Raw genomic sequence first — 14048 nt, 5'->3', positions numbered from 1 at the left:
GTCTGCTTGAGGTTAATAATAAATCAGGTTAGTGATCTGTACAGCTATTGCATCTATGAGGATGATCCAGAGAGAGGCGCTTACCACAGCGGAGTTAGCTGCCTTTCCCACGCTTTCAGTACCACGGGCGGAATGATACCCCTTATAACATCCGACAAAACCGATCGCATATCCGAAGAAAAATGTTTTGATCACAGAAGGGACAACATCACTGAACTCTAATGCCTTGAAGGACTTTTTAAAAAAGAGGGTCGCACTGACGTGATCCTGTATATTAACACCTACCCATCCTCCTAACATTGCCAGCCCATCAGCCATAATCGTTAGTAAAGGCACCATGATCGTACAGGCCAGAATACGCGTTACTACAAGATATTGTACCGGATTGGCAGCAGAGACCTCCATGGCGTCGATCTGCTCCGTTACTTTCATACTGCCCAGCTCTGCCCCGATACTTGATGCTATTTTACCCGCACAAATCAAGGCAATGATGACAGGCCCTATTTCACGGATAATAGAAATAGATACCATGCCGGGCACATAACTTTCTGCACCAAAATCTTTTAAAGTCGGCTGCGTCTGCAAGGTCATTACAAGCCCGATAATAAAGCCTGTAATACCAACCAGTCCAACGGACAGGTAACCAACAATAAAACACTGGCGGATAAATTCTCCCCATTCAAATCCTCCCCGGAAAATATTCCTTGCAAAGCGACCGGTAAATAATACCTGATCACCGACTGTTTCCATATATCTGTTAATGGAAGATGTAAGCGCACTAGCCATAGTTATAAGCATTGGGTCATGTACAGTGGAAGCGAGGTTCGCTATATAAACAGATGCAATTTCATGCCATCGTCGTAATGCATGATTTTCAGGCGGAAACAGCAATAAAAAACTACTGGACTGGGTAATATTTTACACAAAATGTGAGTGACATCGTATTTACAAATCTGTTTATTATTTTTGGAGAGAATATATACATTAATATGGCTCATGTAAAAAGATGGCGCCTGTGTTTGTTGATCCTGTTGATAGCCGGCGCCTGTCGTGAAAAAAAGAATGCAGATTTTGCGGTAGATAAGATACCGGACCCTATGCAGCATAATGGTTACGTCAGTAACCCGGATCACCTGATCAGCGATGCTACTGAACAGGCATTAAATGAACAGATGCGGCAGATGGATAAATCCGGACGTGCGCAGATAGGCATTGTACTATTAGAAAGTATTGGTGAAAGGGTGCCGAAAGATGTCGCACATGAAATATTCAGGCTTTGGAAACCGGGACAAAAAGATAAAAACAATGGTCTTATCGTTTTACTGGTGAATGATCAGCATCGGATTGAATTCGAAACAGGCTACGGACTGGAAGGAGATCTTCCGGACGTGGTGTGTTATCGTATACAGCAGTCGGAAATGTTACCTTCTTTTAAGCAAAAAGATCTTGATGGAGGGATGTTGAAAGGGATGACCGCTGTCATCAATGTGCTGAACGATAGGAATGTCGCACAAGGTAGCGCTTCTGATAATGACTCCTCCGCAGATGAGGGTTTATCAGATACTGCTATTGCCGCACAGGAGATCATGGCAAAGGTGGATAGTTTTGTAGCTGCGGATAGTGCAGGCTTTGCGCAGCAATTTGGTGCTGTACCTGATAATAGCGAGCCAGTTATCAATGAAGGAGAAACATATCCTGACTATCCACAGGAAACATACGAGGCGAAAGAACGCGGAGATGATATGGGTGTCGGGACACTGGTGCTTTATGTCTTCTATGCAATATTCGCAACCATATTTGTTATCCAGACGGGTAATGCAAAGCGCAGGAAGAACACCACTTCGCTGTTTAAGACCAACATTTTCCATATGATCTGGATATATGCAGCACCATTTATATTAACGCTGGTGCTGATCAATTTCTTTGGTATGGTGTATCGCTGGTGGATATTACCATTGATCATGTACGGTAATCTCCTCGCCTACCTGATCTATCGCACAATTGTCGTTCACACGAAGGCGGCGTTTCTCTTAAAAGCCGCAGACAGACGCCAGCAATATGATGCCTGGAATCAGGCGAATAAAATCACCTCACTGGCAGGCTTTTTCTTTCCACTTCCTTTTCTGATCTACTCCAAATGGCATAAAAAGCGACTGGAAGCCCTTCGCTATGAGCCATATGATTGTGAAAATTGTCATCAGCCAATGACAATACTAAAAAAGAAAGAAAAACAACAATTCCTTAACACCAGTCAGCTGGCAGAAGATAAGGTAGGTTCTGTCATGTATGACGTATGGAACTGTAAGCAGTGCAACAGCAGAAAAGTGCTCGGTTATCAGGATCTGGATGTCAATGCAGATGAATGTCCGTCCTGTAAAGCGATCACCATGGTACCCGGCAAAAAGAAGGTGTTACGCCGTGCTACCAGCAGCCGGGAGGGTGAAGGCATTCAATATTATGATTGCAAACATTGCAATCATACAAAACAGGAATATTATGTCATCCCAAAGCCATCTTCTGGCAGTTCAGGCAGCTCAGGCTCATCAAGCTCTTCTTCTTCTTCCTCGTCCAGCAGCAGCTGGGGCGGAGGTAGTTCAGGAGGTGGTGGAGCAGGTAGCAGCTGGTAAAATTATGATTGACTGATCATGATCATTGTTTATTGTCCGGAATAGGGATATTTTTGTACTATGAATTCTGAAAAACAACTGAGGAAAGGACCTAACTGGTTGCGTCAATTCGATTTTCTGGGGTTACACCTGGTGCCGATACTGGCTATTTGGACGCATGTCACAACATTTGACTGGATTTTATGTGCCGCTTTGTACGTAGCACGCATGTTCTTTGTAACAGGCGGCTATCATCGATATTTCTCGCATCGGACGTACAAAACTTCGCGTTTCTTCCAGTTCATTCTGGCAGGAGGAGCACAGAGTAGTTTACAGAAAGGTGTATTATGGTGGGGAGCTAACCACCGTGTTCACCATAAACATAGTGATACACCGGAAGATCCGCACTCTGCAAATATTTACGGTTTCTGGTATGCACACATGGGCTGGATCATGGGCCCTGAGTTCAAACCAACCCGTTACGAACTGATCAAAGACTTTAAACAACCAGAATTATACTGGCTGAACAAATATCATTGGGTACCGGGTGTTGTACTGGCAATTGCCTGTTACTTCGTTGGTAATAAAGTAAATGGTGAAGGCTGGTTCGACTGGCATGCAGGTCTCTCTACCCTGCTGATCGGTTTCGTATTGAGCACCATTTTCCTGTACCACGGTACATTTACTATCAACTCCCTGATGCACAAATGGGGCAAACCTCGTTATAAAACAGGCGATTTCTCCAAAAACAGCGCAATTCTGGCACTGGTGACTCTGGGTGAAGGCTGGCATAACAACCACCACTACTATCAGAGTGCAACCCGTCAGGGCTTCTTCTGGTGGGAATTTGACATCACCTACTATATCCTTCGTACACTCGGCTTCTTTGGTATCGTTTGGGATATCAGAGGCGTACCTGAGAAGGTGAAAACCAGCAATCTGCTGACAGAAGAAGGCAGAGAAGAGGTGAAAGCTGCAAACAGGAGATTAGTGGAAGAAAACAGATAAAGCAACTTTAGTATTTCTTTTTATAGAAAGGACGGTCTGGCAACAGATCGTCCTTTTTGTTTCGATCAAGTCCACCTATACTCCCGGTATACGCCCGGTATGAAGCATGTATAAGCCGCGTATGACGGCAAGACCTCCCGGCTGATTTTAGCCTTGTCCGCCAATTTCTTACTCCTGATTCCGGTGAAACAGATATAATCTGCATGAATGGCCGCAAAGTGCCCGCTGACGTAATTACCGGATTGTAAAACTAATTCTGCGCTCAATACATCTGCTTTAAAATTTCCTTTGTAAACCTATATCAGGATTATACCTGATGCCGTCCGGATATATGGGATAATTGCAGGATAAGCCGTAGATACCCCGTAGATAAGCCGTATATAAGCCATTCCTATAGATACGGGTTATATACGGCTTATCTACGGAGTATCTCCGGGAAAAGTACGGATTATGTTCACGAAGCAAGCGGGACTACACGCCTTTCCGCCCATCCCTAAATATTCCAACAAAAACAACCTTTAAAACATCAGATGTTTGCCAAAACATCATACCTTTGTGAAACATCAGACGTTTAAAAACAATGACAAAACCAATAAAACTTGCAGACAAAGTCATTTTTGAGCTGCAAAAGGAGATCTCCCTCGGGAAATACAAAGTGGGCGAGCTGATCCCACCAGAGCCGGTATTAATGGAACAATTCGGTGTAGGCCGCTCTACCATCCGGGAAGCCATTAAAACCCTCTCTAATGCAGGTGTACTTAAAGTACAGCAGGGCGCAGGCACCTTCGTATGTGCCCCTGCCGAAACAACCGAGCCTCTGGATCAAAGACTCAGAAGAGCCGCATTACAGGAAGTAAATCATGTGAGACAGTTGCTGGAGGTTGAAATTGTACAACTGGCAGTCACTTACCGTACACAAGAGGATCTGGAAATGATGGACAGCCTTTTGAGAGAAAGATGGAGGCAATCATCACAGATAATTATGAAGCCTGTGCAGATGCCGATATCCGCTTCCATAAAGCGGTAGCTGGCGCCTCACACAACAGCGTGCTGGCTGATCTTTATCAGACTTTCTCCAACGCGATCATGCGCACTTTCCAGCAAAGGGAAAAGCCACATGTATCGCAGTTTCAACGCACGCATGCCCTGCACGTTGAACTGGCAGACGCTATCCGTCAACAGGCAGCCGAACCGGCCATCAAAACCGTCAGGGCCATTCTTGAAAATAATTTTTAACCAATAACTATTGTCATGTCGATTCTGGTATTCACACTCATTCTGCTGGTAGGCGCCTTTACGGCGGGCATGCTGGGATCTCTCACCGGTCTCGGTGGAGGAGTCGTATTAATCCCTTTACTTACCCTCGTATTTCATGTTGATATCCGTTACGCTGTAGGCGCCTCTCTGGTAGCCTCTATTGCCAACTCTTCGGGCGCTGCAGCAGCTTATATCAAAGAAGGTATTACAAACGTGCGTATCGGTATGTTTCTCGAAATAGCGACCACCACAGGGGCTATTATCGGCGCCGTATTGGCCGTGTACACGCCGACGCACCTCGTAGCGATCCTCTTTGGATTTGTATTGCTGTTTTCAGCGGCCATGACGCTCAGAAAAAAGAACGAACACGGCGACAATGAAAGCACCAGTAAGCTGGCCCGCATCATGCGTCTCAACAACTCCTACCCTGTCAATGGTGTAGAAGTGCCCTATAAAGTAAAAGGTGTGGCCGGTGGTTACGCACTGATGACCGTAGCTGGAATTGTATCTGGTTTGCTGGGCATCGGCTCCGGCGCATTAAAAGTATTGGCGATGGACGGCGTGATGCGTATCCCGTTCAAAGTTTCTACCACCACCAGCAATTTCATGATCGGTGTAACGGCAGCTGCCAGCGCAGTGATCTATCTGCAACGTGGTTATATTGATCCGGGTATTGCATTGCCGGTGGTATTGGGTGTACTCGCAGGTGCATTCGGAGGCTCCCGTCTGCTCATGAAAATGAATACTCGGAAACTTCGTCTGCTGTTCTGCGTAGTGATCAGCGCACTGGCATTGGAAATGATTTATAATGGTTTCACCGGGAAATTATAAGAAGATGAAAAAGATATTCTCAAAAGAATTCTGGCAGGAAAGAGACGTAGAACTGTTCATCGGACAACAGCTCAGATGGGGAGTAATTACCTCCAGCATTATCGCTTTCATCGGTGGTGTTATTTACCTGATCAAAAACGGTGGTAATACGCCCTCCTATACTGAATTTGTAGGCGCACCAGAATATGTCAGACACATGCCGGGTATATTACATGGTATTACACAATTCGATGGCCTGGCCATTATACAATTAGGCGTAGTAGTATTACTGGCAACCCCCATTACGCGGATCGCGTTTTCTGTATTGGCTTTTGCAATGGAGAAAGACACACTGTATGTGATCATTACACTGATCGTATTAGGGGTGATTACGTTTAGTATTTTTAGCGGATTCGGGGGTTGATTTCAATCAGGCATTGAAGGGCTGATAACTTGGCTGTGAAGCAATCCGTCGCCATCGCATACCATCTCAATATAAAAGAAAAGCGTCTGCCATTGGTCAGACGCTTTTGCTATTTATTCTTAATTCTTTATTCCTGATTTCCGATTGACTAGGTGTTTCGCTCGTGCTGCAACAACATATTCATCGCATGATCAAACGAACCTGCTCTTGTGATCTCTCCATGATTCACAAAGAAGATTTCATCCGCATTTTCAATAGTATTCAATCTGTGCGCAATGATTACACGGGTAGTATGTGCCGGCAGCTTTTTTAATACTGCTTCCAGTTGCTGTTCTGTTACGGTATCAATATTCGCCGTAGCTTCATCCAAAACTAACAGATCCGGATTGCGTAACACCGCACGCATAAAGGCAATCAGCTGTTTCTGTCCGAGGCTGATGCCATCATTACCAGAAACAATATTCGTGGCCAGTCCATCGTCAAAACGTTCCAGCAAGGCATCCAGACCAACTTTCTCCATGACTGTCTGTAATTGCTCTGCGCTATAATCGGCATAGGTCGGGTTACCATAAACGATGTTTTCCTGAATGGTACCGGAGAACAGGAATGGCTCCTGCAGAATGAAGCCGATCTTACTGGTACGTTCTTCCGGTGTATAGGAACGGATATCACGACCATTCAGCAATACCTGTCCTTCGGTAGGATCATACAGCCGCGCGATAAGCGAAGCCGTTGTTGTTTTACCTCCACCGGTAGGCCCCACCAGCGCATAAGTTTTGCCCTGTTCCATGTTGAAGCTGACATTCTTCAATATATCCTTACTATCGGCATAGCGGAAGTGTACATCCTTAAAACTGATCAGCGATCCATTTTCTTTAACCGGAGCAGCAGGAATTACTTTCAGATCAGTTTCCAGATCAAGGATCTGGGAGATCCTGTCCCAGCCTGCCATCGCCATCTGGAAATTGGTCCATAAAATAGCCAGCTGACGGATCGGGTTATAGAAATAGGTGGAGAAAGACAGGTAACTGATCAACAATCCCACCGTGAACTCACCTGCGGAGATCAGATAGATGCCATAGGCCAATACAGCCAGCATGGCGATCTGAGAACAGAAAGAGAACACCGGGTTGAAGATATTATTCAGCACGCCTGCGGCGGTAGCTGTTTTATAGTTCTGCTGATTGACCTGATCAAAACGTTTGCGGAAATAATCACGGCGGTTGAAGGCTATGATCACTTTAAAGTTGCTGAGACTTTCCTGTATTTCCGCACTCATGCCACCGGTGCTCTTCATATTGGCGGCATTCCTTTTCTTCACCATCGGAGAAAGAATACGGGTGAAAAGCAACAGTAATACTGCCGGAATCAGCGTGGCGATACCCAGTTTTATATTGATGGACAACAGGAAAATACCTGCGCCGATCATAGACATAATACCACTTGCAAACTGTACAAGGGACTGTGAAAAGAACTGATTCATTTTGTCCGTATCGTTGTTGATACGGGAGATCAGATCACCGGTTTTATTCTGATTGAAGAAAGCGATCGGCAATTCCTGCAATTTCACAAAGAGTGCGCTTCTCAGCATATAGAGCATCCTCTGTCCTACTTTTCCCATCATCAGGGTCTGGGAATAGGCGAAAATCAGGTTCACCAGAAATATAGCCAGCAGCAGACCTGCTCCCCGGAGAATGCCGGAAAAGTCTTTATGTGCTACATAATGATCGATCGTATAACCAACCACATATGGTACGGTGATGGTCAATGTCTGGCTGATCACCATGATACCGAATACGCCCAGTAATGCACGATGTTCTGTTTTTATATAGGCCAGTAATTTCAGGAGGCGTTTCCCCGAAGTACTCTGCTGTTCGTTTGTATCTGTATTATTCAGGTTGTAATTCATAATTGCTGGTACTACGTTGGGAATTAAAGATCTGTACGTATTCGGGACATGTCTGCATCAGTTCATGATGTGTACCTGTGGCCACCACTTCACCATCCATCAGCAGGATGATCTGATCGAAGTGTGCGACAGCAGCTATTTTCTGAGTCACAGAGATGAGTGTCAGGTGCGGATAATTCTCCTGTACATTTTCCAGTATACGCTGTTCGGTATTGGCGTCCACTCTGGCGGTAAAGTCATCCAGCAGCAGGATCTGCGGATTGATGGCAAGCGCTCTGGCCAGCATGATACGTTGTTTTTGTCCGCCGGAAAGACTGTTCCCCCGCTCAGAAACCACTGTATCTAATCCTTCCGGGAGACTGGCAACAAACTCCTTCAGCTCTGCTGTAGCAATCGCCTGTTTCATCAGCTCCTCACTCACATTCTCGTTGAAGGCAATATTCTCCCGCAAACTCATATTGAATACGATACTATCCTGAAATACCAGTCCAACCTGTTGTAACAGGGCTGTTTTATCATAATCTGTCAGATCAGTGTTGTCATAGCTGATATGACCACCATTTGGCTTCAGCAAACCGACAATAATATTGAGCAACTGTGTTTTACCTGCGGCTGTCGGACCGATAATCGCGGTACGCGTACCTGCTTTTACGGAGAAGGACACTTCCTTCAGGATTGGTTTGCCGTCAAGGGAAAGATCGATATGATCTACATGCAGATCGCCTTTCAAGGCATCTTTCACAGTTCCTTTTTCTTCAGATTCGGGTGCATGGAGCACTTCTGCAATACGCTGATAGGAAGCGGTGGCCTGTGCGATCAGGTTACTCATAAAACCGATTACAATGATCGGGAAGATCAGCATGGCGATATAGCTGTTAAAGGCAGCAATATTACCGAGGGTCATTTCTCCGTTGATCACGAAGTGACCACCCAGCAGTAAGGTTGCCAGTGTGGCCATACCACCGAGGAAACTGATCACCGGTACCAGACCGGCAAACAGACGCACGACAGCAATACCGAGGGACATGGATTCACCATTCGGTGCTATAAAACGATCATATTCCTGCTGCTGTGCATTGATCACCCGGACAAGGGCAGCGCCGGTAATACTCTCGTTAATGGTCTTATTCAGTTTATCGACTACTTCTCTGCTTTTCCTGAAGGTGGTTCTTACCTTCCGCAGGACCGTCCCGAATGCCACGGCGATGAAAGGCACGACAGAGATAACGGTCAGACCAAGTTTCCAGTCGATGCTGATCAGCAATACGCAGCAACCGATGATCATAAATACGGAAGAAGCGATCGAGATGATAGCCTGCGACACGAACAGTTTGATACTATCGACGTCGCCGGTGAGGTTGGTCAGTAGTTTGGAGGGATTGACCTGCTGTATATAGGCATAGTCCTGACGGGAGATACGCGCAGCGAGGTCCGTACGTAACTGGCGGCCTACCCTTTCAGACATGTAGGTCTGAATGATACTCTGCACATATGTAAAAATGAAAATGGCGACAGCAGCACCAATGAATTCTGCCACCAGATGGTTCAGATTGAGTGTACCGGCGGTGTAAGCGTCGATTCCTTTGGACGTCAGGTAAGGCAGCACCAGATTCAGCAGGTTGCTGCATAGAGCCATCAGAATCAGTAGGAATAACTGGCCACGGTAAGGGCGCAGCAGAGACATTAATCCGGAGTTTCCTTTGCCCGTTTTGGCTACGGGCGTGTTGGTCTTCTTCATATCAATAGCAAATATATAACAGGCGGCAGACCTGTGGGCTGCGGGAGGCCAAATTTACTTTAAAAAAATAGTGTCAGGCGCAGGTATAAGGTAATGGCTATCGGGCCACTTATGGAGAGACGAATGAACAAAATGAATATTGTATGCACAAAAAAATCCTTCCGGAAAAACCCGGAAGGACTTCGACGCGTCCGCGTCCCAGATATTTTTTATGGAGCAACCCGGTTAGGCGATACCAACCGAAGGTTTCCATGAATATTCTGTAGATTGCATGAATACCTCCTTTTCTTTGATGAGTTATGAAATTACGGATTTTATCCGAAAAAGCTTAGCCCATTTGTCTGTTTTAGCGAATAATTTTCGTGTTATTTATGATACTTATCGAGACCTATATTCCAGCGCAGCTGACCCATCTGATCAAAACCTGCTGGTACCTGCAAGTACCGGCTGACCTGCCACATCCTTATCAGGAAGATATACTGCCCGACGGGCATCATGAAATTATTTTTCACCTGCCTCCACATACAGGCAAACGCTGTTTCAAAGACGGCAACTGGATCGAAGAGCCTGCTGCCTTTATTGCAGGTCAGACGCTCACCAGCTACCGGCTGCAGTTGATGCCGGGAGCACAATTGTATGGTATCCGCTTCTATCCGCATACACTGTCAGCCTTCCTGAAAATGCCGGTGCCTGATACGGAGACAGGCATCACACCTTTGAGTGATATCCTGCCGGAAGCACCTTTTTTACAGTGTATACAGGAAGATCCGCAGACGACTTTCAGGCGGTTTGAGTGTTTGCTGACAATCAGCATCAGCAGACTGGAGCAGCCTTCAGGAGCTTATGATTATGTACATGCAGCGGTAGCCGCTATCCTGCAAAGCAAAGGGAATATTTCGGTGGACAAGCTGATACAGCGTACCGGCGTTTCGGCCAAACATCTGGATGTCCTTTTCAAACGACAGGTCGGATTAACCCCAAAGGCCATCAGCAATATTATCCGCTTTAATCATTTTATTGCGTCGAAGAACCGGCATCCGGAACAGAATTATACGGCCGGTGGCTATGAAACAGGTTTTTATGACCAGTCTCACCTGATCCGCAGTTTCCATCAGTATACACAACAATCACCTAAAGCCTGGTTCAATAACAACACCGGGATCAATGATATATTTGTCAATATCTGACAGTTCACTTTTTTACAATTTTACCCATCTCCCGCAGAATAGCTTTGCAGTAAAAAACATATGCGACTATTACTGATCATAGCGATTCTTCTCTCATTTCGCGCATCCGCACAAGATAAAAACATTGCTCAGTTTGTGATCTGGGAACCCAAAGAAGGCATGGAACAGGCTTTTGAAAAAGGCTACCAGCAACATTTGCAGTGGCATGCCACTAACAGTGATCTATGGGATTGGTATGGCTGGTATTTCATATCCGGACCAAGGGATGGTCAGCTGTTAGATGCGACGGTGGACCATACATGGGCCGACTTTGATCAGCGGCTGAAACCTGCTGAAGATGCGGCAGATAATCAGCTGCATGTCCACCCTTTCGCAAAATTAAAGGCAGTTATAAAAATGGAAAAGATCGGCAGCTGCGGACATAATAAAGGCCTGCAGGCACGCTTCTTACGCATGATCACGATAGACGCCTGGCCATTGACAAATGCCATAAATGCACTCAGTAATGTAACAGGACAATTACACGCAGGGTGTTTTTATACGTATAAGGTCATCGATGGCGGGCATCTCCATCAATTGATCTTATTGCTGGGATATGACAGCTTCAGCGACTTAGGCAAAGATGCAAACATTACGGAACTACTGGAAAAACAGGCCGGTATCACATTGAAGGAGATCAGTTCGGAACTGCTGTCATTCAGGAAAGAGATGAGCCGCCTGCATCAGTAAATGGCTGCTTTTTCTCAAAGACTTCCGCTTTCCAGAGTAATAAAAATATCCAGCCGGTTTCTATGGTGTACAACAACAAGGCAACAATATAGAGTACCCTTTGTGTGGTTTCACTGACAATCTGATCTCTCGAATTCAAATAGCAGAAAATGACATTTTCGGCTTCCAGCGAAGGTTCTGCAGCTCTTACTATGCCCGGAGAAAAGGGTTCTGTTTCTTTTGGTGGAAATACCTTTTGTATGCAATACAATGCCGGCTCGCCCCAGCCATATGCCAGTACCAGCGCAAAACCAATCAGCCAGTTACGGACCTTTCTGGCCTTTGCGGCGTTGGCAGCGTAGCCCCTGCCCCAGAGAAACAGCAGGAAAACCGCGATGAATACAGGAATAAGGAATATCAGATAAAGCAATAGCCCAAAAGGGACGAGTATGGCCCATTCCCATAGCTTTTCCGGGAAAATGTACAGGCTGAGTACATCTGCTACAGTACGCGACGGATAGAAATTGTGCCTGATATGGAATAACAGGCCGACAAACATAACGGCTGTCAGGATCTGTACGTGAATGGATATTTTTTTACGTAGGGTTGTATGCGTGGTCTGGTTCATTGACATAGTTAATGACTGAAATATAGTCATTATTCTTTATTTCAGTAAAAAGGCCCTGCTTACGCAGGACCTTCTACAGATTATTTGTACCACCCAGCCACAGTGTCCAGATAATTTTCTATTGGCATCGATCTGCGCATTTCCATCAGTTGATTACCCATGGCGCTGAGTACAGTACGGAACTGTTTACTTGCGCCGGTAGCCAGGGCGTAGATAGCATCTACAATGGTTTGCGGATCGTCCAGCGGGCCATTCTTTGCCTCCTGCATCATCTGTTTGACGCGTGTCGTAATGGCCTCATAATCCGTTATTTCCGGATGTTCATTCCAAATGACTTTATCTACGAAATTGTTACCACTGGATCCACCCTGTTCTATCAGGTGCAGACTGATATTCAGTGGCTCCAGTTCGTAATACAGTCCTTCGGTCAGTCCTTCCAAAGCAAACTTCGACATGTTATATAAAGAGCCTACCGGCACGGCGGTAGTCACGCCCATGAAGGAGCTGATATTAATAAACTTTCCTCCTTTCTGTGCTCTGAAATGCGGCAGGAAGGCACGGATAACATTGATAGGACCACGTACGTTTGTTGCAAATTGCCAGTCAATTGTTTCTTCTTTCGCCAACTCCAATGCACCATATGTGCCCGCCCCCGCATTATTTACCACTACATCAATTTTACCGAATGCAGCAATCGCCTGTTCTATTGCTGTATTGACCTGCGCGATATCTGTAACATCCAGTTTGAAGATCTTGACATTATCATATTGCGTCAGTTCTGTTTCTTTTTCAGGTGTACGCATCGTAGCCGCTACATTCCAGCCCTGTGATGCAAAATATTTAGCTGTCAGCTTACCCAGACCACTGCTGGTACCTGTAATGAATACTGTCTTTTTCATATCTGATGATGATTATTTTTATAATATTGGAACTTTTATTCCACTAAGGTAGTTATAACGGAACAAAAGTTCCAAATAAATCTTTCACTTTTTTAAAAATTCCGGAATATTAGTTCCGTTTCGTACCTTTATGCCGGGCAACTAAGCATTAAGACCTGAAAACTAACGTGAAGCTCTTCGCTGCATGTCAATTCATAGTTCTTAATTGCTAATTCTTAATTTCACTTTGTTATGGCACGAACAAAAAGATTTGACGAAGAGGAAGTGTTGGATAAAGCGATGCAGTTTTTCTGGCACAAAGGCTATAACGGTACTTCTCCGCAGGAGATACTGGATGAACTGGGGCTGAGCCGTTCCAGTCTGTACGATACATATGGCGACAAACGAAGTCTGTTTATCAGCGCACTGACGCGTTACAGAAATACAGTGACGGGCAGTATTCTACAGTTATTGGCCAATGCGGAGAATGTACCTGAAACGCTGAAATCATTATTCCTGATTTCAAAAAACAGCTGTTTTGTCAACGAAGATAAAAGAGGCTGTTTTATGGTAAATTCTATCATGGAACTGGCCACGCATGATGACGAAATTGCGGAAATTGTAAAAGAGAACAGGGAAGCTCTGGAAAATGGTTTCACAGCGGCCATCAAACGTGGACAGGAAATGGGACAGATCCCGAAGGAAAATACGCCACGATCGCTGGCACGTTTTATTATGAATAATCTCTGGGGATTGACCGCACATTCCAAGTCAGGGGCTGACAAGAAAGTGTTTGATGACATTATCAGACTAACAATGTCAATGCTGAAATAAAAAAGAATTCACACATAAAAGAAGAGGCTACCCACCATACGGCGGATAGCCTCTTTTTTGT

14 protein-coding genes are annotated in these 14048 nt (G+C 45.4%); 9 read left to right on the top strand and 5 right to left on the bottom strand.

Features of this window, described 5'->3' with window-relative positions:
• Positions 1–12: 12 nt before the first annotated feature.
• On the bottom strand, positions 13–786 hold the full coding sequence (locus FEF09_RS14175; RefSeq protein ID WP_146305729.1) for an MlaE family ABC transporter permease: 774 nt from the start codon (positions 784–786) through the stop codon (positions 13–15).
• Positions 787–989: 203 nt separating this feature from the next.
• Here FEF09_RS14175 and FEF09_RS14170 point away from each other — a divergent pair, with 203 nt between their 5' ends.
• The 6 genes from FEF09_RS14170 (at position 990) to FEF09_RS14145 (ending at position 6105) form a co-directional block, all read left to right on the top strand.
• Positions 990–2627, top strand: coding sequence for a TPM domain-containing protein (locus tag FEF09_RS14170; protein ID WP_222596974.1), 1638 nt, complete (start codon positions 990–992; stop codon positions 2625–2627).
• A 60-nt stretch (positions 2628–2687) separates the two neighbouring features.
• Positions 2688–3614: an acyl-CoA desaturase gene (locus FEF09_RS14165; protein WP_146305728.1), complete on the top strand. Its 927-nt coding sequence runs from the start codon at positions 2688–2690 to the stop codon at positions 3612–3614.
• Between the two features lie 580 nt (positions 3615–4194).
• The gene (locus tag FEF09_RS14160; protein ID WP_146305727.1) at positions 4195–4641 is read left to right on the top strand and encodes a FadR/GntR family transcriptional regulator; all 447 of its coding nucleotides are present in this window, start codon (positions 4195–4197) and stop codon (positions 4639–4641) included.
• Entirely contained in the window at positions 4572–4850 is a 279-nt protein-coding gene (locus tag FEF09_RS14155) for a FadR/GntR family transcriptional regulator (RefSeq protein WP_146305726.1), read from the top strand. Before FEF09_RS14160 ends, FEF09_RS14155 begins: the two co-directional genes overlap by 70 nt.
• Before the next feature lie 15 nt (positions 4851–4865).
• Positions 4866–5702: a sulfite exporter TauE/SafE family protein gene (locus FEF09_RS14150; RefSeq protein ID WP_146305725.1), complete on the top strand. Its 837-nt coding sequence runs from the start codon at positions 4866–4868 to the stop codon at positions 5700–5702.
• 4 nt (positions 5703–5706) lie between these two features.
• The gene (locus FEF09_RS14145; RefSeq protein WP_146305724.1) at positions 5707–6105 is read left to right on the top strand and encodes a DUF1634 domain-containing protein; all 399 of its coding nucleotides are present in this window, start codon (positions 5707–5709) and stop codon (positions 6103–6105) included.
• Between the two features lie 148 nt (positions 6106–6253).
• Here FEF09_RS14145 and FEF09_RS14140 read toward each other — a convergent pair whose 3' ends face one another.
• Positions 6254–8014: an ABC transporter ATP-binding protein gene (locus FEF09_RS14140; RefSeq protein ID WP_146305723.1), complete on the bottom strand. Its 1761-nt coding sequence runs from the start codon at positions 8012–8014 to the stop codon at positions 6254–6256.
• Positions 7995–9752 carry an ABC transporter ATP-binding protein gene (locus FEF09_RS14135; RefSeq protein ID WP_146305722.1) on the bottom strand — a complete coding sequence of 586 codons (1758 nt, stop codon included), beginning with the start codon at positions 9750–9752 and terminating at the stop codon, positions 7995–7997. Before FEF09_RS14135 ends, FEF09_RS14140 begins: the two co-directional genes overlap by 20 nt.
• A gap of 371 nt (positions 9753–10123) precedes the next feature.
• Here FEF09_RS14135 and FEF09_RS14130 point away from each other — a divergent pair, with 371 nt between their 5' ends.
• A complete protein-coding gene (locus FEF09_RS14130; protein WP_146305721.1) occupies positions 10124–10939 on the top strand; it encodes a helix-turn-helix domain-containing protein in 816 nt (271 codons plus the stop codon).
• A 60-nt stretch (positions 10940–10999) separates the two neighbouring features.
• Positions 11000–11668: a hypothetical protein gene (locus tag FEF09_RS14125; protein WP_146305720.1), complete on the top strand. Its 669-nt coding sequence runs from the start codon at positions 11000–11002 to the stop codon at positions 11666–11668.
• On the opposite strand, the gene FEF09_RS14120 is transcribed toward FEF09_RS14125, so the two are convergent.
• Both FEF09_RS14120 and FEF09_RS14115 read right to left on the bottom strand, forming a co-directional pair.
• On the bottom strand, positions 11637–12275 hold the full coding sequence (locus tag FEF09_RS14120) for a hypothetical protein (RefSeq protein ID WP_146305719.1): 639 nt from the start codon (positions 12273–12275) through the stop codon (positions 11637–11639). The two genes, FEF09_RS14125 and FEF09_RS14120, sit on opposite strands and share 32 nt — an antisense overlap.
• Before the next feature lie 80 nt (positions 12276–12355).
• The gene (locus tag FEF09_RS14115) at positions 12356–13174 is read right to left on the bottom strand and encodes an SDR family oxidoreductase (RefSeq protein ID WP_146305718.1); all 819 of its coding nucleotides are present in this window, start codon (positions 13172–13174) and stop codon (positions 12356–12358) included.
• A gap of 231 nt (positions 13175–13405) precedes the next feature.
• Here FEF09_RS14115 and FEF09_RS14110 point away from each other — a divergent pair, with 231 nt between their 5' ends.
• The gene (locus FEF09_RS14110) at positions 13406–13987 is read left to right on the top strand and encodes a TetR/AcrR family transcriptional regulator (RefSeq protein ID WP_146305717.1); all 582 of its coding nucleotides are present in this window, start codon (positions 13406–13408) and stop codon (positions 13985–13987) included.
• Positions 13988–14048: the final 61 nt, after the last annotated feature.

Origin of the sequence: Chitinophaga pinensis (assembly GCF_007896845.1) — a bacterium.
Lineage (GTDB): Bacteria > Bacteroidota > Bacteroidia > Chitinophagales > Chitinophagaceae > Chitinophaga > Chitinophaga pinensis_C.
Note: the sequence above shows the minus strand (reverse complement) of the source record. Positions and strands in the feature narration are given on the sequence as shown.